The sequence below is a fragment of the Sphingobacterium sp. CZ-2 genome, from assembly GCF_004526235.1.
Taxonomy (GTDB): Bacteria; Bacteroidota; Bacteroidia; order Sphingobacteriales; family Sphingobacteriaceae; genus Sphingobacterium; species Sphingobacterium tenebrionis.
Window position 1 is genome coordinate 2,236,891 of the sequence record NZ_CP038159.1, and the last position, 26,665, is coordinate 2,263,555.

The following is a 26,665-nucleotide window of genomic DNA, read 5'->3' on the forward strand; positions in this document are numbered from 1 at the left end:
AAAAGAAAAAAATGTCTCAATTAATAAAAAAAGAAGTTCGTGTTTTTGCACCGGCAACAGTAGCCAATATGATCTGCGGTTATGATATCTTGGGTTTTGCGGTGGATAGTCCTGGAGATGAAGTATTCATGAAAAGAACGGAAAACCCAGGGGTGGTCATCCGATCAATTGAAGGAGATGATGGGCGATTGCCTTTAGATCCAGATAAGAATACGGTTTCGGCCTGCGTAAAAATGTATTTAGCACATCTTGATCTTGAGAAAGAAGTGGGTGTGGAGATCGACCTGATCAAGCATATGCCAATCGGGAGTGGCTTAGGTTCAAGCTCAGCAAGTACGGTGGCTGGATTATTTGCCATCAATACCTTAATGGGGAACCCATTGAGCAAAGAAGAATTGATGCCTTTCTGTATAGAAGGCGAGCGTTTGGCTTGTGGCCATGGGCATGCCGATAATGTAGCGCCAGCATTAATGGGGGGCATTACCCTTATACGCGGTGGGGAGGGATTGGATATCATCAAATTGCCTGTCCCGCAAGAATTGGTGGCGGGAATCGTATTTCCACAGGTCGATGTGCCCACTCGGGATGCCAGGCAACTGATCAAAGAAAAAGTGGCGTTGAAAGATGCCGTAATCCAATGGGGAAATATAGCAGGATTGGTTTCCGGTATTTTCATGTCAGATTATGACTTGATTGCCCGGTCCATGAAGGATGTACTGATCGAACCAACCCGGGCCATTCTGATTCCAGAATTCTATGAAATGAAACGCATCGCGGAGGAAGCAGGCGTTTTGAGTTTCGGTATCTCCGGTTCTGGACCTTCCGTTGTGGCAATTTCCAAAGGCCATGAGGCTGCCCAGAAGGCGGTGGATGCTATTCAGCAACATTTGAATGAACAAGGTATTGAGAGCCTTCAATTTGTTTCCAAAGTGAATGTGGAAGGCCCTAAAGTATTATCCCAATCCTAATTTTATTGAACATGAAATATTACAGTACAAACAATAGCGATTTAAGGGTATCTTTTCAGGATGCTGTTTTCCATTCCTTACCTCAGGATAAAGGCTTATATATGCCAGAGAGTATCCCGCAACTGGATCCCTATTTCATTCGAAATATCCAACAATATTCTTTTCAGGAGATCGCTTTTACGATTGCGAAATCCGTAATAGGTACAGATATTCCAGAGAACGACCTAAAGAGGATTGTTTTCGAGGCTATAAATTTTGATGCTCCTGTTAAATTCTTGAGCCCTGAAGCTGCGGTTTTGGAATTATTCCATGGACCATCCTTTGCTTTCAAGGATTTTGGCGCCAGGTTCATGAGTCGGATCATGGGCTATTTCTCCAAAGAGGGCGATCAATTATTGGATGTGTTGGTGGCAACTTCTGGTGATACGGGTGGCGCGGTTGCATTGGGGTTCTTGGGGGTGGAAGGTACGCGTGTTACTATCCTATATCCGAAAGGGAAGGTTTCTAAGGTGCAGGAAGATCAGTTGACCAAAAACGGAAACAATATTAGGGCATTGGAGGTGAATGGTAGCTTTGACGATTGCCAGGCCTTGGTAAAACAGGCTTTCAATGATCCTTTATTGAATAAGGAGCTGCGGTTGACATCTGCCAATTCCATAAACATTGCTCGATTGTTACCTCAGACCTTCTATTATTTTTGGGCTTATGCACAGTTGCGGGCACAGGGAATGAAGGAGGTGGTATTTGCGGTGCCAAGTGGCAATTTTGGGAATATTGGGGCTGGATTGTTGGCTTATAAGATGGGCTTGCCGGTTCATCATTTTGTAGCAGGAACGAATGTCAATGATACAGTTCCACGTTTTTTGGAGACGGGTGAGTATGATCCGAGATCTTCTAAACAGACCATTTCGAATGCCATGGATGTAGGGGATCCGAGCAATTGGGTTAGGATTTTGGATATGTTTGGGGAAGATAGGGAATCTTTGAAAGAATTGTTGAGTTCCTACGCTTTTGATGATGAGGAAACAAAAGCTGGCATGCAGGAATTGTATGATGAGTTTAAGTATGTGGCCTGTCCGCATACTGCAATTGCGTATCTAGCGGCTAAGGCTTATCGAAAAGAAAAGCCTGGAGAATATGCTTCGGTATTTCTTTCCACTGCGCATCCTTGTAAGTTTCCTGAAGCGATTGCGGAGGAGGTTTATCAGGCGGTGAGATTTCCTAAAGGTGCAGAGGATTGGGCTGGAAAGGAAAAACAGGTAACGGAATTGGATGTTAATTATGAGGATTTTCGGAGTTATTTGTTACACTTGCCCCGTCATTGCGAGGCACGAAGCAATCTTTAGTCATGCTATACCCTGTTCATGTCATACTATAACCTGTTCATGTCATGCTGTACTCTGTTCATGTCATGCTGAGCATCGTCGAAGCATCTGTTCGTGGTACCCATTTACAGATCCTTCGACTTCGCTCAGGATGACATGGGGAAGATTGCTTCCTCGTACCTCCTCGCAATGACGTGTAAAGTTTCTCGCAAGGTTAGGCAAAGTTCCTCGCAATAACGTTTCTTATTCCCCTACAAACTGTTTCAACTGCTCAAATAAAACTTCCTTAGAGCTTGGTCTTTTCGCATCCTTTACCACAATCTCCCCATTTTTAATAATCAAATACCTAGGAATCAACAGGCTTTTCCTTTCCCCCATATTCCTTCCAAACATCTCCACCAATTGCTTTTTCAGTGTATTATTAGGACGCATATGATATCCTTCCAGGTTATGGCTTTTGATCATCTCCTTCCAAGTTCCATCATCTTCCGGTTTATCAATGGATACATACAGTTTCTCAATATGATGCTTATCAGTAAACTCCTTCAACAAATCATTATATTTAAATTGTTGAACACAAGGTCCGCACCAAGTCGCCCAAAAATCTACATAAACCACCTTATCTTTGAAAAACTCCTGAATCTCTTTAATATCATTGATCTTTTCATAAGCAGGAATAAACTTTATTTTCTCTGAAACTTCATGTTTAGCTGAATCTTGTAAGGAAACAAGCGCAGCATAAGCCTCATTCTTTTTTACTGATGTTGATGCATTTCCACTCCACACCATTAACATCGGGAGCAAAATGCCTAGTGATAATACCTTTTTCATAGTTTGTGTATAGATTTTTTTATATCAATTCGAAAATATCCTTAATTCTTAGTTTTAAAACTTTGCAGCTGTTCATATAAACTTTCCTTATTACTCGGTCTTTTTGCATTCATTTGAACAATCTCCCCGTTTTTAATAATTAAATAATAAGGAATTCCAAAACCTCTTCTTCCCCCAAAATCTTGGGAAAACTTTTCCCGAAGTTGATCCGATAACGCTTTAGATGCCCGCATATGATACCCTTCCAAATTATAGTACTTGATCATTTCCTTCCATTTATTATCCGATTCATCAATATCCACAGATATGTACAGTTTTGTAATTCCATTCTTATCCGCAAATGCTTTTAGACCATCATTATAAGCAAACTCTCTTTTACATGGTCCACACCATGTTGCCCAAAGATCTACATAGACCAATTGGTCTTTGAAAAAGGATTCTACCTCACTAAAATTGCTTATCTTACCATAATTATCAACAAATTTTATTTTATCGGAAAAATCCTTTTTGATAGCACTTTGATAATGTTTAATCTTATCGATCTCTGGCTTCAAATAAGGTAAAATAGCACTATTTGGATATTTTGCCGCCAAGGTTTCATACTTTCCGATCAGAAAGGAATCATAATTTTCCTGTATGATGCCCAATTCAATGCCCTGAGCCATAGCATATTCCTCATTAGCAGGATCAGGAACTAAAAGCGCTAGATTGTACTCAATCTCCGCATAAGATCCTGTAATTTTTGGGATGGGTTGTTGTTTGTAGGTGTTTATATCAAAATAATATTTCTCAATGCTAGCCCGAGTCTGTAACAGATCAAAAAACGAATTTCGACTTTTGTTCAAAGGATTATTAAAGTCATAATCCTTTACTAAGTTTTTCCAATTGTCTAAGAAATATTTAACTGTTTGTTCTGCCAAAATCACGCTATCTTCGATGAGTTTCAACCTGTAAATCGAATCTTGTAGAACATAACTGTTTACAGAAAGATAGTAAGTATTTATTTCTGCAGTAATACCATCCTTAAATGCACGATCTATCGCTTTTATTTTAAATAAAGAATCCATTTGGTACAATTCTTTATCCCTCTTTCTGTCTACAGCCTCTTGCGCTGAGGCTATACTTTTGTATTTTTTGAGATAACCTTCTGCAACACTTTGAAAAAAAGGCCTTTTGTAGGTGTCGTAAAGGTTTTGACCGACTTCATTGGACCCCTTCAACATCACTTCTACTGTTGCATCGGGCTTCATCGTATAGGTCAGCCAAACTTCATCACCAGGTTTCAGGTAAAGTATTTTTCCATCGCCGGCATGACCAATGCTATAAAATCCAGGAAATTTCACCGTCTTCTTAAAATCCAGCACACCAGCCTTATTGATGCTCGTATCTATTTTTGCAAAGTGAAAATGTTGGCCATCGACTGGCGGATTGATATAGACTTCTGGGTCACCAAGAATTTCTGATTTTATATGAATGTTTACTTCCTGGGCGTTTCCCTTTAAAATCAAAAAGGAGAAAACACAGATTAATAGTGATAAATAGTTGTTCATGCTGCGGTTCATTAGTGGCCATTGGTTATAGTATACTAATATACAGTTTAATTTTTTAATTCATTATCTGCCATTAGTTTTGTCTTACTTAAATCGGTCTGTTAGTGAGGTGTAAGTGAAAAAACACAAAAAAGAACCCATCGTTCTATCCAATTGTTTTATTTTTGTAGCCATGAAAAAAATAATCCTGAACAAAGGGAAAGATAAGGCAGCTTGGCAGTTACATCCGTGGATATTCTCTGGAGCGATTGCAAGAGCACTTGGAAGTCCTCAAAATGGAGACATCGTTTCTGTTTTCAACCATGATGATGAATTCATTGCTTATGGGATGTATAATGGTAATTCAAGGGTAGCCGTTCGTTTGTTGGAATGGGATCCTCAACAGGAAATCAATGAGCAGTGGTGGAGGAATAGGGTAGCGCGCGCCGTGAAAAACCGTAAAGGATTATTACAGGAAGATAATAACACCCTAAGATTGATCTTCGCTGAAGCGGATTTTATTCCTGGTCTCATAGCAGATAAATATGGGGATTATATTTCCATTCAGGTGCATGCAGCCGGGACGGAAGTGGTGAAACATATAATTGTTGATGAGTTGGTGAATCAATTATCACCAAAAGGGGTGTATGAACGATCTGATCTAAAGGCGAGGGAACATGAAGGTTTGCTGGACCTAAATGGTCTTCTCTATGGTGAGGTTCCACCAACCTTCGTCGATATATTGGAGAATGGTATCCATTACCAGGTGAATATTGTGGAAGGTCAGAAATCAGGATTTTATTGCGATCAACGAGAGAATAGGGCAATTACAGCCCGATACGCTAAAGGCAAAAAGGTATTGGATTGTTTCTGTTATTCGGGAGGGTTTACCTTGAATGCTTTTCGTGAAGGCGCCGTTTCCGTAACATCGGTAGATAGTTCTGCTCTTGCGATAGAAACCTTGAAAAACAATGTCAGGAAGAATGGTTTTGATGAAAATAAGCATCATGCGGTGCAATCGGATGTCAATAAATATTTGAGGGAACTGGGTGAACAGGGGGAGAAATTCGATCTGATTATTTTAGATCCGCCAAAATATGCTCCATCTCGTTCAACGTTGGATAAAGCTTCCCGAGCGTATAAAGACTTAAATAGAAGGGGTTTGATGTTGTTGAACAGTGGCGGGTTATTGGCAACCTATTCCTGCTCCGGAGCCATGGACATCGACACCTTTAAACAGGTGATTGCCTGGGCTGCGCTGGATGCAGGAAAAGAGATCCAATTTATTTATCAATATTGCCAACCGGAAGACCATCCTGTGCGGGCATCCTTTCCTGAAGGAGAGTATTTGAAGGGATTGTTGGTTAGAGTAGTATAAGAAAGAACTACTTCAACAATCCCAACCAAGCTTCTGCCATTAGGTTTGCACCAGCCATCGTGGTGTGAACTCCGTCTGTAGTCCAGTATGCGCCATTATTAGCTTTCAGCCCTTTATCAAAAACCTGCTGAAAGGGTAAGAAAACCGCCTTATATTCCTGGGCTACTTCCCTACATGCCTGTTGGTATTTGGTGAAATCGGGGAACCAAGAGTCATTCACATGTTTCACATTATTTACCGCAAATGGTTCACAGATAATTAATTTTACCCCCGGAAGTTCTTTCATGGTCTTATCCAATAACTGTTTATATTGGGCTTTATATTGTTCTGGGGTATTAGATGCTCCGCTATCCTTTGTACGCCAATAATCATTTACCCCGATCATTATACTCAAGATAGTTGGTTTAAGCGCAATAGCGTCTTGGTCCCAACGTCCGATCAGATCAGGAACCCTATTACCGGATATTCCACGATTATAGATTTTAAGATTTTTTGCAGCATGCTTGCTTAATAAGGTGCTGGCCGCCAACATGGCGTAACCATTTCCGAAAGCATTTCCTTCATTGGCATTGCCGTTGTTCCGATTGCGGCCGGCATCGGTAATGGAATCTCCCTGGAATAAAATAATATCATTTGGGGAAACTCGAATTTTACCTGCTTTAGCTGAAGAAAAATCCTCCGCTTTGACCAAAGAAGACCCTACTGCTGTTGCAGCAATGCCTAACAAACCTTTTCTTAAAAAGTCTCTTCTGTTATTCATGATGTTTGTGATAGGTTGATATTGTTACAGCAATTTAAGCAAACTAACAGAATTTGACAATGGCTTCCCGGATTATTTTACAGGCTTCCTGAATTTCATCCATAGAAATGGTCAAAGGAGGTGCGATACGTAAGGCCGTTTCACAATGTAAATACCAATCGATAATTATCCCTTTTTCGACACAATAGTTACTTACTGCATATACCTGATCGAAGTTTTCCAATTGAAGGCACATCATGAGTCCCAAGCCTCGGATTTCCTTGATCTGTGGTATATCCAATTCAGTACGAAATAGATTGGCCTTTTCTTTTACATGATCTAAAAGGTTTTCCTCTTGAATGACTTTTAGAGAGGCTTTAGCTGCCGCACAACTCACCGGATGTCCACCAAAGGTGGTGATATGACCCAACATGGGATTATCCTTGATCACATCCATCACTTCTTTTGGAGCGATAAAGGCTCCTAAAGGCATTCCTCCACCGATACCTTTCGCCAGCATCAGGATATCAGGAACGATATCAAAATGCTCAAATGCAAACAATTTACCGGTTCTTCCAAAACCCGTTTGAATCTCATCAAAAATCAAAAGAGCGCCCGTTTCATCACATCTTTTTCGCAAGGCTTGCATGTATTCTTTTGATGGTACCCGCACGCCCGCTTCGCCTTGAATGGCTTCCACGATGACCGCTGCGGTACTTTCGCTGATCTTTTCAAGATCGGAAAGATCATTATAATCTATAAAGGAAACCTCCGGAAGTAGGGGAGCATAAGCTGTGCGATAATCCTCATTGCCAATCAAACTTAAAGCGCCTTGGGTGCTACCATGATACGCTTTTTTTGCGGCAATGATTTCTCTTCTGCCTGAATATTTTTTGGCTACTTTCATGGAACCTTCCACCGCCTCCGCTCCAGAATTGGTGAAATAGACCGAACCATATGCTGCTGGTAACACGTCCAATAGGGCTGTTGCCAATTCCACCTGTGGTGCTTGTACAAATTCACCGTAGACCGTTACATGCATGAATTTTTCCAATTGTTGATGGATGGCGGCCAAAACTTTTGGATGTCTATGTCCGATATTGCTTACGTTGAATCCAGAAACCAGATCCATATACCGCTGTCCATCCGGACCATACAGATATATGCCTTCTGCGCGTTCTATTTCTATTAATCGTGGGGAATTGGATGTTTGGGCAGTATTTTTTAAGAATAACTCTCTATTACTAATCATGGGGATAAATATACTAAAAAGTAAAAGCTCCTATGGGGAGGAGCTTTAATCATTTTTATTACGGCTATCAAGTTCTTTGTAGAGTAGCTTGATAAACTCTTGTTCGATGGCAAAAAACCGCGAGGCCCTGGTCTGATCGAGCACCTCTGCAAATTTACCTCGATATTTCTTTTTTATTTCAACTTCTTTGGCGTCATACTCGATGATATCCTGGCCTCCCCTAAAATTATTTGATCTTGGAGAATTTCCAGCATCTGCTGCACGCTTATTTTTCTGCGATTTAACATCCATGATCTCCTTGGTATATTGATTGTACAAAGGGAAGAAGCGCTGTGCTTCTGCTGGAGTTAATTTCAGTTGTTTGGTGATATAGGCTGATTTTTGTTTCTCGATCGCTTCAAAACGTTCCTGACGAGACTGTCCCTGAGCCACAAAGCAAGCAAACCAAATCAGACAAATCGTTGTAATAACCTGTTTTAAACGAACCATTATAATGTATAATTTAAGTATTCTTTCAAATCTTCAGCATCAATTCCACTTCCAACGGTTGTGGATTCATCCTGAGGCTCATAAATATACTCAGCGAATTCACTAATGTCGGATGCATCACTGTAGCTGGAAAGGTAGTTTAAGATTTCCTCTTCCGGGATCTCATTCAAAGCTAAGGAATTCTCCTTGCTTTCGTTATTAGGATCCGCATTAAAGGTATTAACAGCTACAAAAATACTGACACAAGCTGCAGCAACTGCACTTATCCAAGCATATTTTCTAAAACCACCACCTTGGTTCGCATCTTTTTTGGCGGCAGGCATTTGAATGACTTTCGGTTCATTTACCTGATCCAAGATTGCGTTTTCCAATGTATTGAAGTATCCTGCAGGAACTCCAAAGCCATCATCACCAACGGTAGCTTTCAGTTTTTCTACGGCAATGCTGGCCATAATACTGTCTTCTGATTCGGCAAAATAGCCTTCAGGAACAGCAAAGCCATCTTCTTGTTTCGCAATAGGTAATTCCACTTGGTCTACTTTGGCCATAATTCTATCAGCCAAATTTTCAAAATAACCTTGTGGAACTTCGGTCAATCCATCCTGGAGCTGATCGATTTTCACTTGAGCCATCACCTGATCATCTAGCTTATCAAAGTACCCCTGGGGCACTTGGAAGCCTTCACCCTCCCTTAATCCGTCGATTTTAATGTTGCTGATCAGTTGCGATTCCAATGTATCGAAATAACCTTCAGGTGTGCTGAATCCGGCTGTGTCCTTTCCTTTTATTTCTTCCAGTTTTACTTGGAAAAGGATGCGAGATGGAAATTCATTGAAGTAGTTATCAGGTACAATGAAAGGGTTGACACGCAACGAATTAGGTAAGTTGTTGCTTCCCGTGTTTTCGTGATATGTGTTGTTTTCTTTCATGGTACACTAATAGATGGTTTAGAGGCCAAAAGGTTTAATCGTGAGCGGCAAAAAAGTTCTCTATCTTTTTAACTGCAAGATGGTAGGAGGCTTTTAAAGCCCCAACACTGGTTCCCAATACTTCAGATATCTCTTCATACTTCATATCTTCAAAGTATTTCATGTTAAAAACCAGCCTTTGTTTGTCTGGCAAAGTTAAAATGGCTTGTTGTAATTTCAATTGGGCTTTATCGCCATTGAAATAGGATCCATCGGCCAAAGAGTCGGATAAGTAAGCAGAGCTTTCATCATCCAATGAAACACTCTGCTTTTGTTTTTTCTTATTCAGAAAAGTAATACATTCATTGGTCGCAATACGATATAACCAAGTATATAATTGCGAGTCTTCCCTGAACTTCTCCAAGTTGCGCCATACCTTAATAAAAATATCCTGTACAACATCGTCAGCGTCGTCATGGTCAATCACCATCCGTCGAACATGCCAATATATTTTTTGCTGATATTTTTTTAGCAATAATCGGAAAGCCTCTTCACGAGTACTTTCGTCAGCGAACTTTGCTATTATCAGAGAATCTTCCATAGAGTATTATTTTCTGCTGATGACCTTACGCACGGCATTTACGATATGCGCTGCGTCTAATCCATATTTTTCCATTAATTGTGCTGGAGTACCTGATTCGCCGAAGCTATCATTTACAGCAACGTATTCTTGTGGAGTTGGAAGGCGCTGAGCCAATAACTGCGCAACACTATCTCCTAATCCACCTAAACGGTTATGTTCTTCGGCTGTTACCACACATCCAGTTTTTGTTACTGATTTTAGGATAGCATCGTCATCCAATGGTTTAATGGTGTGGATATTGATGATTTCAGCACTGATGCCTAATTTCTCCAACTCTTCACCCGCTTGGATAGCTTCCCAAACCAGATGTCCTGTAGCGATGATGGTCACATCCGTTCCTTCATTCAACATCACTGCTTTACCAATCTCGAAAGTTTGATCGGCAGGAGTGAAATTAGGAACCACAGGACGGCCAAAACGTAAATACGCTGGGCCTTCGTGGTTAACTAACGCTAAAGTAGCTGCTTTTGTTTGGTTAAAATCACAAGGATTGATCACGGTCATTCCTGGCAACATCTTCATCAAACCAATGTCCTCTAGAATTTGGTGGGTTGCACCATCTTCACCTAAGGTCAATCCGGCATGTGAAGCACAGATTTTTACATTTTTACCAGAATAAGCAATAGATTGACGGATCTGGTCATAAACACGTCCGGTAGAGAAATTGGCAAAGGTACCGGTGAAAGGGATTTTACCACCAATAGTTAATCCCGCTGCAATACCCATCATATTTGCTTCAGCGATTCCGATTTGAAAGAAACGCTCTGGGTATGCTTTGATAAAATCGTTCATTTTCAATGAACCGATAAGGTCAGCACAAAGTGCCACTACATTTTCGTTCTGTTTTCCGGCTTCCAGTAATCCGGCGCCAAATCCTGAACGAGTATCTTTAGATTCTGTATAAGTATATTTTTTCATGTTAAGCTACTTCTAACAATTAATAATCACCAATTGTTCTAGGAATTTGGTTCAATGCCGTCTCCAATTGTTCATCATTTGGAGCTACACCGTGCCATTTGTGTGATCCCATCATGAAATCTACACCTTTACCCATTTCAGTATGTAATAAAATGATCACTGGTTTTCCTTTTCCGGTACGAGATTTTGCTTCGTCCAATCCAGCGATTACCTGTGCCATATCATTACCTTGAGCAACTTCTAACACGTCCCATCCGAAAGCTTCCCATTTAGCGCGTAAATTACCTAAGGAAAGTACATCTTCGGTGGAACCATCGATTTGTGCATTGTTATAATCAACTGCAGCGATAATATTATCCATTTTGTTATGAGGAGCATACATCGCAGCTTCCCAAACTTGACCTTCCTGCAATTCTCCATCACCCATTAATACATAAACAAGGCTATTGTCTTTGTTTAATTTCTTGGCTTGAGCTGCACCGATGGCTACAGAAAGCCCTTGACCCAAAGAACCTGACGCTACACGGATACCTGGAAGGTGCTCGTGCGTAGTTGGGTGTCCTTGTAAACGGGAGTTGATTTTTCTGAAAGTAGCCAATTCGCTTATTGGAAAGTATCCAGCTCTTGCTAATGTACTGTAGAAAACTGGAGAAATGTGGCCATTTGATAAGAAGAATAAATCTTCGCCTACACCATCCATGTTAAAAGAAGGGTCATGCTTCATAGCATGGAAGTACAATGCCACAAAATAATCAGTACAACCCAAGGAACCTCCTGGATGACCTGATTGACATGCATGTACCATACGAACGATGTCTCTTCTTACTTGTGAAGCAACTTGTTCAAGTTTGTTTATGTCTGCACTCATCTTAATTATAATATTTCGATAATTTGCGGATAAAGTTAATGATTTTTAATGTAGTGCTCCTTATAAACCTGAATTATTATAAGGTAAATGCAAGAGAAAATAATGATTTTTTTGTTTAGGTCTTCTTTCTAGGCTAAAGTTTAATTTTATTTCAGTTCTTCGATTTCTTTTAAGGTCAAACCCGTTGCTTCGGAAATAACTTCAGGAGTTACTTCCAATTTTTTAAGTTTTTTGGCGATGGTAGTTTTTGTTTCTTTACTTCCTTCTTTACGGCCTTCCTTAAGGCCTTCATTACTTCCTTCCTTACGACCTTCTAGTCGTTCATATTCTTTAACTATATTGGTATCCCAGATGTTTTTAAGTTTTGTATTGAACATTTCTTTTTCCTCCTTAAGAAATAAATATCCTAATTAATATAATAATTCATAAAAATCAATTGGTAATCAAATTGTTAACAAAAAAAAGGATTGCCTTTCGACAATCCTTTTAAGTATTTTTATGATTAAAAAGGTTTACATCGCATTCGCTACTACCTCATTAACTTCAGGAACCATGCGTTTTAATAAACCTTCGATTCCTGCTTTTAAGGTAATGGTTGATGAAGGACATCCAGAACAAGAACCGCGAAGTTCAACCGTTACGATACCATCATCAAATGATTTATATGCAATTGCTCCTCCATCCTGTTCAACCGCTGGGCGAACATAGTCATGAAGGACCTGTTGGATTTTCACTTCCACTTCCGAACCTTCGAAAACCACCTCTTCAGAATGCTCGATCGGTTTTACCGCTAATTCTGATTCCACCGCACCTTTAACAAATTCTTTCAACAAAGCTTCGATATCAGACCATTCCGCATCATCTGTCTTTGTTATGGTTACGAAATTGCTAGCGAAGAAAACACCATTTACAAAATTGAATTTGAACAATTCTTTTGCAAAAGCAGATTCCTGTGCCTTTTCTCTATCAGGATAATCCAAACTTCCATTGATCAACAATTTGTTGACCAAGAATTTCATGGTCGCTGGATTTGGAGTACTTTCTGTATATACGTTTATTGTTGCCATTATTTCTCTTTCTAAAATATTTAACAAAGATATATTTTTCCACCTCAGTGGTGGTCATGTATTCGTCAAAGCTTATAATTGAACTCCTGTATAATTGCTAGGGGAGATGGCTTTGATTTCCGCTTTAACTTCCTCCGAAACCTGTAAACCTTCCACAAATTCAGCAATTGTTTCTTGGGTTACATGAGTATTTGTTCTGGTCAAGTCTTTCAACGCTTCATAAGGTTTTGGATACCCTTCTCGGCGTAAAATGGTTTGGATAGCCTCGGCTACAACTGCCCAGTTATTTTCCAGGTCCTCTTGAAAAGCAGTCTCATTTAAGATCAGTTTTCGCAAACCGCGCAAAGTAGATTTGATGGCGATCATCGTATGCGCAATTGGTACACCTACATTCCGTAAAACTGTAGAATCCGTTAAGTCGCGTTGTAACCTAGAGATCGGTAATTTTGCGGCTAAGTGTTCAAATACAGCATTTGCCAAGCCAAGATTACCTTCTGCGTTTTCAAAATCAATAGGATTGACTTTATGTGGCATAGCAGAAGAACCGATCTGTCCTGCAGTAATCTTCTGTTTGAAATAATCCATGGAAATATAGGTCCAGATATCTCGGCAAAGGTCGATCAAAATAGTATTGATCCGTTTTAAACCATCACAGCTTGCCGCGAAATTATCATAATGCTCAATCTGTGTCGTAGTCTGCGAGCGATCCAATCCCAAAACTTCATTTACGAATTGATTTCCAAAGGTAACCCAGTCCTGATTAGGATAGGCAACATGATGGGCATTGAAATTTCCTGTAGCTCCACCAAATTTGGCTGAAAAAGGAACTTGCTTCAACAATTGGATCTGCTTTTCCAAACGCTCAATGAAAACCTTGATTTCTTTTCCCAAACGAGTAGGGGATGCTGGTTGTCCATGTGTACGGGCAAGCATAGGCACTTTTTCCCAGCTTGATGATAAGCCTTTTAGTTCGGTCAATAATTCCTGGATTGCGGGTTGGTAAACCTCTTCTAATGCTGCTTTCCAAGAATAAGGGATAGCCGTATTATTGATGTCCTGAGAAGTTAATCCAAAATGGATAAATTCCAGGGAATCGTTCAATCCAAGTTTCTCAAATTCATTTTTTAAGAAATATTCTACAGCTTTCACATCATGGTTGGTCACCTTTTCGGTGTCCTTGATCCATTGTGCATTCTCCAGATTAAAATTACGGTAAATGTCACGCAGCTTTTCATTGAGGCTTCCGTCAAAATGACTTAACTGAGGGATACCGGAATTGCATAGGGCAATAAAATATTCAACCTCCACCAATACCCGGTATTTGATCAGCGCAAATTCTGAAAAGTAATTCGAAAGATCTTTTGTGTTATTATGGTACCTGCCATCAATAGGCGTAACTGCGGTTAGAGGGGATAATGTCATGAGATAAATTTATTTTGACGCAAAAATAGGGAATTAGGGCCAAAACAACAAAAGCCCGTTAAAAACGGGCTTTTGAAGTATTTTTGTGTTGTTCGGATTATTGAACGTTTTTAACTGAATCAACAGCTTGGTTAGCAGCTGAATCGATAGCGTTAACAGCTGAATCAGCAGTGTTAGTGATAGAATCAGCAACAGCGTTAGCAGTTGAATCGATAGCGTTAGCAGCTGAATCAGCAGCAGCTTCAGTTTTAGTTTCAGCGTTGTTACAAGAAGCAACAGCTACAGTTAAAGCTAAACCTAAGAATCCGAATTTTAATACATTTTTCATTTTTAATTTTTTATTTAGTTGAAACAAATTTGTTTATTTTATCCTTAATACCAGTAACCTTTAAAAGGTAACCCAAAAAAAATATTTATTTTAAAAGTTTTTCAAATCTGCTGATATACAAGCCATTAATTTGAAGTCTTTTGCTTTGGGCAGCGCAAATATACTACTGTTTTACTGATTTGCAACAATTAATTATAAATTTTGTTAAAATTTTGTTATTTTTTTAAAAACGATATATGTTCAATAAGATAAAAAACGCGATAAAGCTCTTTAAATCAGTGGATTTGGAGCAATTAGAAAAGATTTCTAAAAAGATAGATTTAGCAGAAGTTTTGGGCTCTGTATCAAAAATGGACGAGAATCAGCTCAAAATGGCGATGAAAATGTTGACCGGAAGCAAGAAAAAAAGAGAAGCGCCGCCCATCAATGCCGATTTTTATGATGTATCTGCAAAGTTATCGGAAGAAGATAGGGCGTTGCAGATGAAAGTTCGCCAGTTTTTGGAAACTGAAATCAAACCTATTGTAAACAGATATTGGTTACATGATGAATTTCCATTCGAAGTTATTCCGAAGTTGGCAGAACTTAATGTCTGTGGATATGTCTATGAAGGTTATGGCTGTGCTGGCGGTACTTCGCTCATGGATGGCATCATTGCAAGTGAATTTGGTCGGGTGGATCCATCCATTGCTACATTTTTAGGTGTACAAAGTGGTTTGGCGATGGGATCAATTTATATGTGCGGATCGGAAGAGCAAAAGAATGAATGGCTTCCAGCCATGCAACAATTGAAGAAAATTGGTGCATTTGGATTGACAGAACCGTTGGTAGGGTCTGCTACAGCCGGAGGTTTGACAACCACCTGTAGAAGAGAAGGGGATACCTGGATACTGAACGGACAGAAGAAATGGATCGGAAATTCTACTTTTTCCGATATCACCATCATATGGGCTAGGGATCTCGATGACCAACAAGTAAAGGGATTTATTGTGCGGAAGGAAAACCCTGGCTTCTCGGTCGAGAAAATTCGGGATAAGATGGCTTTGCGTATCGTTCAGAATGGATTGATCACCTTAACCGATTGTCGTGTTCCAGAATCAGACCGGATGCCGTTTGCCAATTCCTTTAAGGATACGGCAAAAGTGCTCCAAATGACTCGCGCAGGTGTGGCTTGGATGGCGGTAGGTTGTGCAAGAGGAGCATACGAGAACGCTTTGGATTATACGATCAAAAGAGAACAGTTTGGAAAGCCAATTGCCTCATTTCAATTGATCCAGAATCATTTGGTGGAAATGTTATCCAATTTAACGGCCATGCAAACATTGGTTTTCCGATTATCGGAATTACAGGATGACGAAAAACTAAGGGATGAACATGCGTCCTTGGCAAAAGTGTTCTGTACGATGCGGATGCGTGATATCGTTTCAAGGGCAAGGGAAGTAATGGGTGGAAATGGTATCTTATTGGAGTATAATGTGGCCAGATTCCTGGCTGATGCCGAGGCGATTTATTCTTATGAAGGAACAAAAGAGATCAATTCCTTAATAGTGGGAAGATCAATCACAGGGTTTAGTGCTTTCGTTTAATTCGTAAATGTTGCGATATCTGTTTTTCGATTTATTTAAAATTATTTTTATTAAATTGGTTTGTTTTCGTGCTCTTTAATTCATCCTATAAACAAACTAAATTATGAAAAGAGAATTAATAATGATATTGTCAATGATTTTATGCATTGCCAATCAGGCACTAAGTCAAAAGATTAATGCAGAAAAGGTTTTATCAGATATGCTTAATTCAAAAATTAAATACGAGGAATCCCTGATTTATGAATTAAATTCAAAAAAGAATGAAAATTTTAAGCGAAAATTTACTGTTAAATACCCTAATGGAATTGTTGAAATAAAAAGCGCCTATATGGAGAATGTTAAATTCATACAAAACAATAGGGAGCATTTTGTTCATTTTTTTCAAGAGAAAAAATGGAAGGATGACGGATCGCGAATGGCCTACAATTATATTGATCCAGTTCTTTCCAATACGGAGAAATTTCTAACAACAAAAACTGAATATTATAAAATTGTTGAAGATTATCTTTTAAAAAACAGTAATGAATTTCTTCCAGCATTTCTGTATAAGATTAAACCTACTGAAAAAATAAATTTCAAAAGCGAAGACTGAAAATTAAAAGTGATAAAAAAAGGCGTTCCAAAGGGAACGCCTTATCTATATAATACCAATAAGTATCCTTATTTCTTGTTTTTATTTTGTTGAGCTGCTTGTTGAGCACGCATCATTTCTTCCATTTTAGTTTGGAAAGATGATTTCTTATCAGAAGCTGGTTTCTTTTTCTTCTCTTCGATTTTAGCTAAGATCTTATCATCATTCACAAATTGACGAATCAATACTTGTGTTAAGAAGGTAAGCACTGCGGATAAGAAATAGTAGTAGTTCAAACCTGCAGGGAAGCTGTTCAATACAAAGAAGAAAATCAACGGCATGAAATATCCAATATATTTCATTTGGTTATTTGCTCCAGCGGTAGTTGCATTATTGTACCAAGTCGTTAATAAGGTAGTGATCGTCATCAATACACACATTAAAGAGATATGGTCGATAAATCCGAACAAAGAAGGGAAGGTGATCGGCGCATCATAAGTAGAAAGGTCTTTCACCCATAGGAAGCTTTCCCCACGCAATTCAAATAAGTTCGGGAAGAAGAAAAAGAAGGCCAAGGTAAATGGCATCTGTAATAACAACGGTAAACATCCACCTAATGGATTAACACCTGCTTGTTTATACAGCTTCATTTGCTCCTGTTGTAATAACATCGGGTTGTCATCACCAACTTTTGCCTTGATCTCGTCCAATTGTGGTTTCAACACACGCATTTTACCCATCGATTGGTAAGATTTGTAGGTCAATGGGAACATGATCAATTTCAAGAATAAGGTCAAGATCAGGATCACGATACCATAGTTCATGTTGAATCCATCCAAGAAATCAAAGATCGGAACGGTAATGAACTTATTGATCCAGCTCATTGGTCCCCATCCCATATTGATGATCTTGTCGAATCCGTTTCCTTCAGCTTTTAAGGTTTTGTATTTGTTCGGTCCGAAGAAGAAACTGAAACCATATTGGGAATCAGCAGCAGTTGCTAATGGTAATTCCGCAGTAGCTTGGTAAGTCTTCACATAGCCATCTTCCGTCATAAAAGTAGATTTCAGATTGGCATTGTTCAAGCCTTCTTTGCTGGTCAATACGGAAGAAAAGAAATGCTGTTTAAAGGCAATCCAGTTCAAGCTTTTTTCCATCTTCTCATCATCATCACTTGTTTCTGACAGATGGTCAACATCACCTTCTACATCCCTATAGTATAACGCTGATTTTTCTCTTTCCGATTTTACGTCCCGTTCTTTCTGTAAAAGTGTGGTCTGCCAGTTCAGCAACATGCTCTGTGATTTCACGTCCATCACATCTTTCATGCCTACCGCTTTTACATCCAATTTCAGGTTGTAATCATTGCCGGCCAAGGTATAGATATAATCAATATACTTGTCGGCAGCATAGTTCAAACGAAGGGTTACCGATTTGGCATCAGAGCCAGCGACTGTAAAGCCTTGCCCTTGCGGTTGGAAATATAAATCGTTTGTTTTTACCGCTTTCCCTGGAACATTGAATTCCAAACCAAAACGGTTGTTGTCTCCATCAAATAAAACCAATTTAGATCCGTCAAAGTTGGTTTCGCCCTTAAGCTCGACCTTCTTTACGCGACCACCTTTTGAACTCAACTGTACGATCAAACGTTCGTTTTCCAAAACGATGTTTTGTTCTGTACCTACAGAGGAAGCTCCGAAAGGTTGGGTTAATAATACAGAATCAGGAACAGTTGGGATAGCTTGAGCGATCTTCAACGAATCGGCAAGTGGTTGTTGACCATTCTTTGCACGACTGATGGAATCCTGAAGCTGTTGCTCCTTTTTGATCTCATCCTGGGAGGGCTTCAGAAAATAGAAGGACCCGGCAAGGATGGCAAAAATTAAGATAAATCCTAGAATGTTATTTCTATCCATTGTTTATTGTTTACTATTCACACTTGGCATCCTGCACTAACTGTTTTTCTTGTGCGCCAAAGCAGCGGCTACAAAGCTAACAAAAAGTGGGTGAGGATTTACAACTGTTGACTTTAATTCTGGGTGAAATTGTCCAGCAACGAAAAAAGGATGGTCTTTCAACTCCACGATTTCCACCAATCCAGACTCTGGATTGAACCCTGAAGCGATCATGCCTGCCTTTTCGTAATCTTTTAGGTATTCGTTGTTGAACTCGTAACGATGACGGTGTCTCTCGGAAATTTTGGTCTTTCCATAGATGCCATACGCTTTTGTTCCTTTTTTGATCTCACAATCATAAGCACCCAAACGCATGGTTCCGCCCATGTTGGTGATGTTTTTCTGCTCTTCCATCAAGTTGATCACCGGATGAGGAGTGCTTTCGTCCATTTCGTAACTGTTCGCCCCCTTCAATCCCAATACGTTTCTTCCAAACTCGATTACGGAACATTGCATTCCCAAACAGATACCAAAGAAAGGGATCTTGTTTTCACGAACGTAACGGATGGTTTCCAATTTTCCTTCCAGCCCGCGTTCGCCGAATCCAGGAGCTACCAAAACACCATCAAGACCTTTCAGTTTTTCGGCTACATTTTCTTGGTTCACGCTTTCTGCAGCGATATATTTTACTTTTACTTTCGTTTCATTGGTTGCGCCAGCGTGGATGAATGCTTCCGCGATGGATTTATAGGCATCAGGTAATTCCACATATTTACCCACCAATCCGATGTTTACCTCGTCGGTTGGGTTTTTAAGTCTTCCTAAAAATGCTTTCCAGTTCTCTAAATCCGGTTCATTTTTGGTCGAAAGTTTCAATTTGGCCAATACCGTTTTGTCCAATTGCTCTTTCAGCATATTCAATGGAACATCGTAAATGGTAGGTGCATCGATGGATTCGATCACCGCATTGATGTTCACATTGCAGAATAAGGCTAATTTCTTGCGGATATCATTATTCAGTTTGTGTTCGGTACGACAAACCAGGATATCCGGTTGAACACCATATTCCAATAAGGTCTTTACAGAATGTTGTGTAGGCTTGGTTTTCAACTCACCAGCTGCTGCCAGATAAGGAACCAAAGTAAGGTGGATTACCAGTGAGTCGTTATTGCCCAACTCCCAACGTAATTGTCTTACCGCTTCGATAAATGGTAATGACTCAATATCACCCACAGTACCTCCAAGTTCGGTGATCACGATATCGTATTCACCAGTTTCACCAAGAAGTAACATCCGACGTTTGATTTCGTCGGTGATGTGTGGAACGACCTGCACGGTTTTACCAAGGTAAGCACCGGCACGTTCTTGCTCGATCACGTGGCTGTAGATACGGCCAGTAGTAACGTTGTTCGCCTGGGAGGTTGGAACGTTCAGGAACCGCTCATAGTGACCTAAGTCAAGGTCAGTCTCAGCCCCATCCTCCGTCACATAGCATTCGCCATGTTCGTATGGATTTAATGTTCCTGGATCGATGTTGATGTACGGGTCAAATTTCTGGATGGTTGCTTTTAAACCACGCGCTTGGAGAAGCTTGGCTAGGGAAGCTGCAATAATACCTTTCCCCAACGACGAAGTTACGCCGCCCGTAACAAAGATGTATTTAGTCATAGCAAAAATGGATTTCTAAAGATTTTCTGACCCTTTTTACGTCGGGTCATCTGCTCTATGTACGGGATACAAAGGTACGAATTTTTTATTATTTTTCACGAGATTTCATTTAACTTTATTTCTCAAATTGTATTTATGGAATATAGAAGAATGGGAAAATCAGGATTGCAATTAAGTGTGCTTTCCTTTGGATCCTGGGTAACTTTTGCCCGACAAACAGATGATGATATCAATGAGCGACTTATGGCGCAAGCTTATGAGGCAGGCGTCAATTTCTTTGATAATGCAGAAGTGTATGCTGCAGGGCAGTCGGAGGAGATGATGGGCAGGGTATTGAAGAAATTGAATTGGGATCGCAGTTCTTATGTGTTGTCCAGTAAAGCTTTTTTTGGATGGAAAGGGGAGGGCAAGAAACCTAACCAACATGGTTTGAGTCGCAAGCACCTGATGGAAGCCTGTGATGAGGCTTTGCAAAGGTTGCAGACGGAATACTTGGACCTTTATTATTGCCACCGTGCAGATCCTACTGTACCTATTGAGGAGGTAGTGCGTACGATGAACACCTTGATCCAGCAGGGAAAGATTTTCTATTGGGGGACCAGTGAATGGACAGCTGCAGAAATTATGGAAGCACATATGGTGGCCAAGGATCTGGGGCTTGAAGGTCCTGCTGTAGAACAACCGGAGTATAATCTATTCAATAGACGAAAAATCGAGGTGGATTATGCGCCTATATTCCGGAATGTGGGAATGGGAACCACCATCTGGAGTCCTTTGGCTTCGGGCATCCTGACCGGTAAATACAATAACGGTATTCCGGAAGGCTCAAGGATGTCACTAAATGATTATGAATGGCTGAAGGATCGGGCGCTGGTCGAAGAGAAAATCGCTAGGGTTCGGGATTTGGAAAAGTTCGCGCAGGAACTGGGTGTTTCCTTGCCAACCCTTTCCATTGCTTGGTGTATTTCTAATCCAAATGTTACCACCGCCATATTGGGAGCAACGAAAGTTGATCAATTGATCGAGAATCTGAAAGCTTTGGAGGTGTTGCCTCTAATGACAGCGGAAGTGAAAGAAAAGATCGATGAGATTATGGGGACCAAACCCATCGTGATCAGGAATTAATCCTGATCAGAAGTTAAACGATCATGCTCAGAAATAAAAAATTAGGGCTTCGCAAATGCCAAGCCCTAAAATATCTTTTTTGAAGAAATTTTCTCGATTATCTTTTTGATTTGATACGAGCAGCTTTTCCAGTCAATCCACGAAGATAGAATAACTTCGCACGACGAACTTTACCAATGCTGTTTACTTCAATTTTTTCAATGTTAGGAGAGTTAACAGGGAAAATACGCTCAACACCCACACCGTTTGAGATTTTACGCACGGTAAATGTTGAATTAACACCTTCACTGTTTAACTGAATTACCACACCTTGGTAAACCTGAACACGCTCTTTATTTCCTTCGCGAATTTTATAATGAACGCTGATGGTATCTCCTGCTTTGAAAGCGGGATTTTCATTTTTTACTACCGCTTGTTCTTCTACAAATTTTACTAAATCCATGATTCTGAGTAATTAATAACGATATTTAACCTGTAAAAATCGGAATGCAATATTACAGCTTTATTTTTATATATGGAAATACTTTTTTAAAATATTTTCCTTTTTATTCAATGGATGCAAAAGTAAGGATTTTTATGGCAATTTTTATAGGTAATTTAAAATAATTGGATGGAGAATTGGAAATTGATCTCCGTTAAAATTAAAAATCAATAAATGAGCTTGTTATAAAAATTTTATAAAAAAGCCTTGACAAGAATAAAAATCCCCGTATATTTGTGCCACACAAAACAAAGGTGATACCTTTTCGGGGTGTAGCGTAGCCCGGTATCGCGCCACATTTGGGATGTGGAGGTCGTAGGTTCGAATCCTGCCACCCCGACAAAAGCCACTGATAATCAGTGGCTTTTGCTATTTTCGGACTTATTTCGGACAGAATATATTTGTTTCTCAGCTCAATATTAAGACAGAATAGGTTGTATAAAATCATGCGTGTCAAGCTTTTTTGGAGAATTTATAAAAAATCAAGTGGACTAGGGGTGCGCTTTTTATCAATATCGGTAATGTGTGTATAGATCATGGTTGTTTTTATGTTTTCATGACCGAGCAGTTCCTGAACAATTCGGACATCAATACCAGATTGAATTAAATGTGTAGCGTACGAATGACGTAATGTATGTACTGTGCCTTCGGTTTTTATTTTCGCGTTAGCTAATGATTTTTTCAATACAAGTTGCACGCTACGTTCACTGTATCGATTTCCTTTTTCTCCTTCAAAAAGGTAGTTTGTAGGCTTATAAACCAAATAATAATCTCTTAAAATATCCAGTAATTTATCTGGTAAGGATACAATCCGGTCTTTGTTGCCTTTGCTTTGGTTGATTCGGATAATCTTTTCAGAAGATCGTATATCTTCTATCTTGAGGTTCAGCAATTCGCTTAGGCGTAAGCCACAGCTATAAATGGTCATTAATATCGCTCTATGCTTAATATTGTTGGTACTATCTATTAATTGTCGAATTTCTTCTTTGGAAAAGAATTTGGGCAGTTTAGAAAACGATCTTTTGGGATATAAGTAATCGAGCTGAACCTTTTGGTTAAGTGTCAATTCGTATAGCTTCTTAATAGCCCCAACTAAACCTTTCTGATAGGAAACACTGATCTGCTCTTTTTGAACTTTTTCATTGATGAAAGATTCTATAGCTCTCACAGGCACATCTTTTAAGGATGGATATTCATTGAGATGCTTCAAAAATAGGCTAGCATAGTCCATATATGACTTAATAGTATTCTTGGCATATCTCTGTGTATTCAATTTTGTTTGAAATGTTTTCAATATAACTTCGCTTTCCATATTTACAATAACTATGAAATAATAAGATTTGTTTCGCTATTTATGATTTTTAAATTAATTAAACGGTTAAATAATAGCGTATTGTATTATATTTAATGCTTGTGACACGCAATTCGTCTATAGAGATGGATTAGCGAATATTTTTGTATATTAGTTTCGTGAAAAAGAAATGTTACCTGCAATCGTATCCAAAAAAACCGCAAAAACAATTATAAATTGATGAATATGAATTATTTAAAATTTTTATTAACTACATTATTAGTTTTGATTTATTCAAAAAATTTTGCTCAAACAAATTATTACAAAATGAAAAATGGCAAAATTTTGACAGAAGAACAATATTCTACTGTAAAACAAAATGCTTCAAAAAATGGAAAGGTTGAGGAAATTATTTTAAAACGCGAAATAAAAAACGACTCCATAATTAACACCACAAGAATAACGATATTAATGCGTGATGATAAAAACAATTATTTTGACCCTTATTCAGAACCAAAGAAATTAATTGGAAAGCATTTCCCAATTGAAAACTTCAAAAATTCCAAACAAAAACAATTTTCTAAAAATTACCTAAAAGGAAAGCCAACATTCATTAATTTTTGGTTCACAAGGTGTTTACCTTGTATTGAAGAAATACCAATGATGAATAACTTAAAAGAAAAGTATGGAGATAAAGTTAACTTTATAGCAATAACATATGAAAATAAAAAATCAGTAGATGATTTTTTGAAGAAAAAAAATATCAATTTCCAACATATAACAAATTCAAAGAAAGAAATTGACAATCTGAAATACTCTTCATACCCAACAAATCTAATTCTAGATAAAAATGGAAATCTAAAATATGTTTACGGAGAAATATCAGATTTTCAAGATGATATAGAATTAATTTTAGATAATTTACTTGAAATATAAATTAACAATAAAAAAACGACTGCAGGTAATAACTAAGCTTTCGTCTTGCCCGTAGGGCTCGAGATGAAAGCCCGTTGAACGGAACCGGTTACTGGATACCTATCTTTATGGAGTTTTCATTTTTAGGTTAGAAGATATTTAAGCAGGTGGAGGCCTGCTTTTTTGTTTTTTATGGTTTTAACTATTAGTAATCAGTTCATTATACTGATTACCATCACTTCTGAACACAAGTTCCCTTACCCATAAAAGCTAATTTACAGGGACAAGTTTATGGTCAAGAAGGTAATCTTTTGGTGGACCTCTCTTTCCAAAAATCAATATCGTAACCAAGTTTCCTTCATGACAACAGCGACATTTAAGATTTTGCATTTTGGCTGCTTTTTCGGGTCTAGTAATTTTTAACGTATCTTGTAATTGCTGAAGCTTACCTCGTTTCCAGCGGCTACTTAAAATACCGTAATGACGAATACGAACAAATCTGCGCGGCAAAATGTGCAAGCTAAATCGTCGGGCAAATTCTTCATGTTTCAACTTCAGTTCCTTGGTTTTACTTCCATCTTTATAGTCTTTGTAGTTAATCGTAACTTCTTGATGGCTTACGCTTTTTATCCGATGATTACTGATAGCTACCTTATGTGTATACCGTCCTAAGTATTCTATCACTTGCTTGGGGCCACCAAATGGTCGTTTAGCATACACTACCCAATTCTTTTCAAACAAACTCTGGTTAATAGCAGAGTTGGTGAGTTTCTCTTTACGCAATAACGCCACATATTTAGCCCGAAAGACTTTACTCAATGCTAGCACTGAAAACATATATTTATCAGCTTTAATTTTACCTCTCCACTTCCCATTTTCATCGATACCTCCACCTGGAACAATACAGTGCAAATGCGGATGTAAACTCAGATTTTGTCCCCAAGTGTGCAGAATGGAAATCATACCCGATTGTAATCCTTTGGTTTTACCAAACTGTGATAAGGTAGACCAAGTGGTTTCAAACAACAGGCGGTAAATGATATGCGGATGTGAGATGGCCAAACCATTAAGCGTATCGGGCAAAGTGAAAACCAAATGATAGTACGAACAAGGCAATAAATCTTGCTCTCGAGCTTGAATCCATTCTTCACGTTTATGACCTTGACATTTCGGACAATGACGATTTCGACAACTGTTGTAACTAATACTTATGTTCCCACAAGAATCACATGCATCAACATGACCTCCCAAAGCGGCTGTTCTACATAATGTTAAAGCTCTTAGTGTTTTCTCTTGGTGAACCGTAAAGTTTTGATGGGATAAATCTACTTTTCCTAGCACATCGGCTACTTCCCAGTGCGGCTGCATAAAGAAAAAACGATATCAAGAGGACTATGGACTTTTTGTTGGGCTAACTGACAAACATGAAGGTATTCCATCGTACTCTCCACCCGTTCATGCCCCAGAAGCTTTTGAACTTGTAGAATATTCACACCATCTTCTAACAAATGCGTAGCATAGCTGTGCCGTAGCGTATGGGTATGTACCTCCTTGAGGATGCCGGCCTTTTTACAAACGGTTTTGACAACCCATTGAACGCCACGCTGGCTATAACGCGAATCAAAACCTTTGCCTTCTTTGCTATTGCCTGTGAATAAAAAGGTAGTAGGATGTTCTGCTGAAATATAACTTTTTAACCCTCTAATAAGGTGCTCAGAAAGTGGAACATAGCGGTCTTTTTTGCCTTTACTTTGAACAATATGAAGGAGCTTACGATCAAAATCAAGATGTTTTAAGGCTAGATTACGTACTTCCATACAACGCAGACCACAGCCATAAATTAATCCAATCAATAAACGATGTTTAAGTAAATCCGCTTGTTGAAGCATACGCCAAATCTCTTCCCGACTCAAGATAACAGGAAGCTTTTTCTCTTTGGAAATAGACGGGAGATGAAGATGGTCGTACGGAAGATTTTCGGTTTTTAATAGAAATCGAAGACCATAGACAGTGTGCTTAAAATACGTTTGAGATGGACTTTTGCTTCTTTGCTGCAAGTGATAAAGGTAGTCTTGAACTTGTTCAGCATCTATCTCAGTGGGAAGACATCCAAAATGTAATGCCATCGCAGCCACATGACGGCTATAGCATTCGAAGGTACGTTTACTACGGCCTAAGACTGAAATATTACGCTCAAATCGTTGCAACAGTGATTCGAATCCTGTAACTTCACGACAGGCGCGATGGAGAAATTTATTGTACCGTAAATCCTCCGGTTCTTTTTTTTGTTACCATAATAGTATATTTAATTCACCTATAAAGCTATGATTTATAGACGATAGAAAGGCTACCGGAGGTTTAGTTCAACATGGGTTTTGCAAGATGCGGGGTTGAATATAATCTCAGAAAATTTGTAGGCAGTACCCGCAAAAAACCATTTCATTTTTTTTTGTAAATTTGAAAAAATG

Annotated in this window: 26 protein-coding genes and 1 tRNA gene; 8 read left to right on the forward strand and 19 right to left on the reverse strand. The window is 39.0% G+C overall.

The window, feature by feature from the left end:
- Positions 1-11 precede the first annotated feature (11 nt).
- Positions 12-968 (forward strand): homoserine kinase, encoded by a 957-nt coding sequence (locus E3D81_RS09915; protein WP_134777304.1) that lies wholly within the window; start codon positions 12-14, stop codon positions 966-968.
- Between the two features lie 11 nt (positions 969-979).
- A complete protein-coding gene (gene thrC / locus E3D81_RS09920) occupies positions 980-2,314 on the forward strand; it encodes a threonine synthase (RefSeq protein ID WP_134777305.1) in 1,335 nt (444 codons plus the stop codon).
- 222 nt (positions 2,315-2,536) lie between these two features.
- Here thrC and E3D81_RS09925 read toward each other — a convergent pair whose 3' ends face one another.
- On the reverse strand, positions 2,537-3,124 hold the full coding sequence (locus tag E3D81_RS09925; protein ID WP_134777306.1) for a TlpA family protein disulfide reductase: 588 nt from the start codon (positions 3,122-3,124) through the stop codon (positions 2,537-2,539).
- 41 nt (positions 3,125-3,165) lie between these two features.
- The gene (locus E3D81_RS09930; protein WP_167554272.1) at positions 3,166-4,674 is read right to left on the reverse strand and encodes a TlpA family protein disulfide reductase; all 1,509 of its coding nucleotides are present in this window, start codon (positions 4,672-4,674) and stop codon (positions 3,166-3,168) included.
- 172 nt (positions 4,675-4,846) lie between these two features.
- On the opposite strand from E3D81_RS09930, the gene E3D81_RS09935 reads away from it, so the two are divergent.
- Positions 4,847-6,031, forward strand: coding sequence for a class I SAM-dependent rRNA methyltransferase (locus E3D81_RS09935; RefSeq protein ID WP_134777308.1), 1,185 nt, complete (start codon positions 4,847-4,849; stop codon positions 6,029-6,031).
- 7 nt (positions 6,032-6,038) lie between these two features.
- Here E3D81_RS09935 and E3D81_RS09940 read toward each other — a convergent pair whose 3' ends face one another.
- The 11 genes from E3D81_RS09940 to E3D81_RS09990 all read right to left on the reverse strand — a co-directional run bounded on the left by E3D81_RS09940 (position 6,039) and on the right by E3D81_RS09990 (position 14,665).
- On the reverse strand, positions 6,039-6,791 hold the full coding sequence (locus tag E3D81_RS09940) for an SGNH/GDSL hydrolase family protein (protein WP_134777309.1): 753 nt from the start codon (positions 6,789-6,791) through the stop codon (positions 6,039-6,041).
- 43 nt (positions 6,792-6,834) lie between these two features.
- Positions 6,835-8,022, reverse strand: a complete 1,188-nt coding sequence (locus tag E3D81_RS09945; RefSeq protein WP_209023050.1) for an aspartate aminotransferase family protein — start codon at positions 8,020-8,022, stop codon at positions 6,835-6,837.
- Between the two features lie 45 nt (positions 8,023-8,067).
- Positions 8,068-8,511 (reverse strand): hypothetical protein, encoded by a 444-nt coding sequence (locus tag E3D81_RS09950; RefSeq protein WP_245153190.1) that lies wholly within the window; start codon positions 8,509-8,511, stop codon positions 8,068-8,070.
- The gene (locus E3D81_RS09955; RefSeq protein ID WP_134777311.1) at positions 8,511-9,440 is read right to left on the reverse strand and encodes a hypothetical protein; all 930 of its coding nucleotides are present in this window, start codon (positions 9,438-9,440) and stop codon (positions 8,511-8,513) included. Before E3D81_RS09955 ends, E3D81_RS09950 begins: the two co-directional genes overlap by 1 nt.
- A 34-nt stretch (positions 9,441-9,474) precedes the next feature.
- Positions 9,475-10,020: an RNA polymerase sigma factor gene (locus tag E3D81_RS09960; protein WP_099367206.1), complete on the reverse strand. Its 546-nt coding sequence runs from the start codon at positions 10,018-10,020 to the stop codon at positions 9,475-9,477.
- A 6-nt stretch (positions 10,021-10,026) separates the two neighbouring features.
- Positions 10,027-10,980, reverse strand: a complete 954-nt coding sequence (locus E3D81_RS09965) for a transketolase family protein (RefSeq protein WP_099367207.1) — start codon at positions 10,978-10,980, stop codon at positions 10,027-10,029.
- Positions 10,981-10,999: 19 nt separating this feature from the next.
- A complete protein-coding gene (locus E3D81_RS09970) occupies positions 11,000-11,848 on the reverse strand; it encodes a transketolase (protein WP_134777312.1) in 849 nt (282 codons plus the stop codon).
- A gap of 146 nt (positions 11,849-11,994) precedes the next feature.
- A complete protein-coding gene (locus tag E3D81_RS09975) occupies positions 11,995-12,225 on the reverse strand; it encodes a hypothetical protein (RefSeq protein WP_134777313.1) in 231 nt (76 codons plus the stop codon).
- A 135-nt stretch (positions 12,226-12,360) separates the two neighbouring features.
- A complete protein-coding gene (locus E3D81_RS09980) occupies positions 12,361-12,915 on the reverse strand; it encodes a NifU family protein (RefSeq protein ID WP_099367210.1) in 555 nt (184 codons plus the stop codon).
- 72 nt (positions 12,916-12,987) lie between these two features.
- Positions 12,988-14,337, reverse strand: coding sequence for an adenylosuccinate lyase (gene purB / locus E3D81_RS09985; RefSeq protein ID WP_134777314.1), 1,350 nt, complete (start codon positions 14,335-14,337; stop codon positions 12,988-12,990).
- Between the two features lie 97 nt (positions 14,338-14,434).
- Positions 14,435-14,665, reverse strand: coding sequence for a hypothetical protein (locus tag E3D81_RS09990; protein ID WP_134777315.1), 231 nt, complete (start codon positions 14,663-14,665; stop codon positions 14,435-14,437).
- Between the two features lie 236 nt (positions 14,666-14,901).
- On the opposite strand from E3D81_RS09990, the gene E3D81_RS09995 reads away from it, so the two are divergent.
- Positions 14,902-16,251: an acyl-CoA dehydrogenase family protein gene (locus E3D81_RS09995; protein WP_134777316.1), complete on the forward strand. Its 1,350-nt coding sequence runs from the start codon at positions 14,902-14,904 to the stop codon at positions 16,249-16,251.
- 103 nt (positions 16,252-16,354) lie between these two features.
- Positions 16,355-16,843, forward strand: coding sequence for a hypothetical protein (locus E3D81_RS10000; protein ID WP_134777317.1), 489 nt, complete (start codon positions 16,355-16,357; stop codon positions 16,841-16,843).
- Positions 16,844-16,911: 68 nt separating this feature from the next.
- On the opposite strand, the gene yidC is transcribed toward E3D81_RS10000, so the two are convergent.
- Both yidC and E3D81_RS10010 read right to left on the reverse strand, forming a co-directional pair.
- A complete protein-coding gene (yidC, locus tag E3D81_RS10005) occupies positions 16,912-18,738 on the reverse strand; it encodes a membrane protein insertase YidC (RefSeq protein WP_134777318.1) in 1,827 nt (608 codons plus the stop codon).
- 36 nt (positions 18,739-18,774) lie between these two features.
- On the reverse strand, positions 18,775-20,385 hold the full coding sequence (locus tag E3D81_RS10010; RefSeq protein WP_134777319.1) for a CTP synthase: 1,611 nt from the start codon (positions 20,383-20,385) through the stop codon (positions 18,775-18,777).
- A 135-nt stretch (positions 20,386-20,520) separates the two neighbouring features.
- Between E3D81_RS10010 and E3D81_RS10015 the strand changes: the two genes are divergently transcribed.
- Positions 20,521-21,510, forward strand: a complete 990-nt coding sequence (locus tag E3D81_RS10015; RefSeq protein WP_134777320.1) for a potassium channel beta subunit family protein — start codon at positions 20,521-20,523, stop codon at positions 21,508-21,510.
- A 97-nt stretch (positions 21,511-21,607) separates the two neighbouring features.
- Here the strand turns inward: E3D81_RS10015 and rplS are convergent, their stop codons facing one another.
- Complete coding sequence (gene rplS, locus E3D81_RS10020) at positions 21,608-21,952, reverse strand: 50S ribosomal protein L19 (protein ID WP_099367218.1); 345 nt, start codon at positions 21,950-21,952, stop codon at positions 21,608-21,610.
- A gap of 305 nt (positions 21,953-22,257) precedes the next feature.
- Between rplS and E3D81_RS10025 the strand changes: the two genes are divergently transcribed.
- Positions 22,258-22,331: transfer RNA gene (locus E3D81_RS10025), tRNA-Pro, on the forward strand.
- Positions 22,332-22,463: 132 nt separating this feature from the next.
- Here the strand turns inward: E3D81_RS10025 and E3D81_RS10030 are convergent.
- Positions 22,464-23,303, reverse strand: a complete 840-nt coding sequence (locus E3D81_RS10030) for a tyrosine-type recombinase/integrase (RefSeq protein ID WP_134777321.1) — start codon at positions 23,301-23,303, stop codon at positions 22,464-22,466.
- 225 nt (positions 23,304-23,528) lie between these two features.
- On the opposite strand from E3D81_RS10030, the gene E3D81_RS10035 reads away from it, so the two are divergent.
- Entirely contained in the window at positions 23,529-24,218 is a 690-nt protein-coding gene (locus E3D81_RS10035) for a TlpA family protein disulfide reductase (protein WP_167554273.1), read from the forward strand.
- 249 nt (positions 24,219-24,467) lie between these two features.
- On the opposite strand, the gene E3D81_RS10040 is transcribed toward E3D81_RS10035, so the two are convergent.
- Both E3D81_RS10040 and E3D81_RS10045 read right to left on the reverse strand, forming a co-directional pair.
- The gene (locus tag E3D81_RS10040) at positions 24,468-25,565 is read right to left on the reverse strand and encodes an IS91 family transposase (protein WP_134777323.1); all 1,098 of its coding nucleotides are present in this window, start codon (positions 25,563-25,565) and stop codon (positions 24,468-24,470) included.
- On the reverse strand, positions 25,544-26,404 hold the full coding sequence (locus E3D81_RS10045; RefSeq protein ID WP_207895682.1) for a tyrosine-type recombinase/integrase: 861 nt from the start codon (positions 26,402-26,404) through the stop codon (positions 25,544-25,546). The genes E3D81_RS10040 and E3D81_RS10045 overlap by 22 nt, the downstream gene beginning before the upstream one ends.
- Positions 26,405-26,665 lie beyond the last annotated feature (261 nt).

Coding starts and splice junctions, on each gene's coding strand:
- purB (WP_134777314.1), bottom strand. CDS start 14,337: ATGACATTATCCCCTCTAACCGCAGTTACGCCTATTGATGGCAGGTAC.
- E3D81_RS09980 (WP_099367210.1), bottom strand. CDS start 12,915: ATGGCAACAATAAACGTATATACAGAAAGTACTCCAAATCCAGCGACC.
- E3D81_RS09935 (WP_134777308.1), top strand. CDS start 4,847: ATGAAAAAAATAATCCTGAACAAAGGGAAAGATAAGGCAGCTTGGCAG.
- E3D81_RS10010 (WP_134777319.1), bottom strand. CDS start 20,385: ATGACTAAATACATCTTTGTTACGGGCGGCGTAACTTCGTCGTTGGGG.
- E3D81_RS09915 (WP_134777304.1), top strand. CDS start 12: ATGTCTCAATTAATAAAAAAAGAAGTTCGTGTTTTTGCACCGGCAACA.
- E3D81_RS10030 (WP_134777321.1), bottom strand. CDS start 23,303: ATGGAAAGCGAAGTTATATTGAAAACATTTCAAACAAAATTGAATACA.
- rplS (WP_099367218.1), bottom strand. CDS start 21,952: ATGGATTTAGTAAAATTTGTAGAAGAACAAGCGGTAGTAAAAAATGAA.
- E3D81_RS09945 (WP_209023050.1), bottom strand. CDS start 8,022: ATGATTAGTAATAGAGAGTTATTCTTAAAAAATACTGCCCAAACATCC.
- E3D81_RS10040 (WP_134777323.1), bottom strand. CDS start 25,565: ATGCAGCCGCACTGGGAAGTAGCCGATGTGCTAGGAAAAGTAGATTTA.
- E3D81_RS09955 (WP_134777311.1), bottom strand. CDS start 9,440: ATGAAAGAAAACAACACATATCACGAAAACACGGGAAGCAACAACTTA.
- E3D81_RS09970 (WP_134777312.1), bottom strand. CDS start 11,848: ATGAGTGCAGACATAAACAAACTTGAACAAGTTGCTTCACAAGTAAGA.
- E3D81_RS09960 (WP_099367206.1), bottom strand. CDS start 10,020: ATGGAAGATTCTCTGATAATAGCAAAGTTCGCTGACGAAAGTACTCGT.
- E3D81_RS09995 (WP_134777316.1), top strand. CDS start 14,902: ATGTTCAATAAGATAAAAAACGCGATAAAGCTCTTTAAATCAGTGGAT.
- E3D81_RS10015 (WP_134777320.1), top strand. CDS start 20,521: ATGGAATATAGAAGAATGGGAAAATCAGGATTGCAATTAAGTGTGCTT.
- thrC (WP_134777305.1), top strand. CDS start 980: ATGAAATATTACAGTACAAACAATAGCGATTTAAGGGTATCTTTTCAG.
- E3D81_RS09925 (WP_134777306.1), bottom strand. CDS start 3,124: ATGAAAAAGGTATTATCACTAGGCATTTTGCTCCCGATGTTAATGGTG.
- yidC (WP_134777318.1), bottom strand. CDS start 18,738: ATGGATAGAAATAACATTCTAGGATTTATCTTAATTTTTGCCATCCTT.
- E3D81_RS09975 (WP_134777313.1), bottom strand. CDS start 12,225: ATGTTCAATACAAAACTTAAAAACATCTGGGATACCAATATAGTTAAA.
- E3D81_RS09940 (WP_134777309.1), bottom strand. CDS start 6,791: ATGAATAACAGAAGAGACTTTTTAAGAAAAGGTTTGTTAGGCATTGCT.
- E3D81_RS09930 (WP_167554272.1), bottom strand. CDS start 4,674: ATGAACAACTATTTATCACTATTAATCTGTGTTTTCTCCTTTTTGATT.
- E3D81_RS09990 (WP_134777315.1), bottom strand. CDS start 14,665: ATGAAAAATGTATTAAAATTCGGATTCTTAGGTTTAGCTTTAACTGTA.
- E3D81_RS10035 (WP_167554273.1), top strand. CDS start 23,529: ATGAATTATTTAAAATTTTTATTAACTACATTATTAGTTTTGATTTAT.
- E3D81_RS09950 (WP_245153190.1), bottom strand. CDS start 8,511: ATGGTTCGTTTAAAACAGGTTATTACAACGATTTGTCTGATTTGGTTT.
- E3D81_RS10000 (WP_134777317.1), top strand. CDS start 16,355: ATGAAAAGAGAATTAATAATGATATTGTCAATGATTTTATGCATTGCC.
- E3D81_RS09965 (WP_099367207.1), bottom strand. CDS start 10,980: ATGAAAAAATATACTTATACAGAATCTAAAGATACTCGTTCAGGATTT.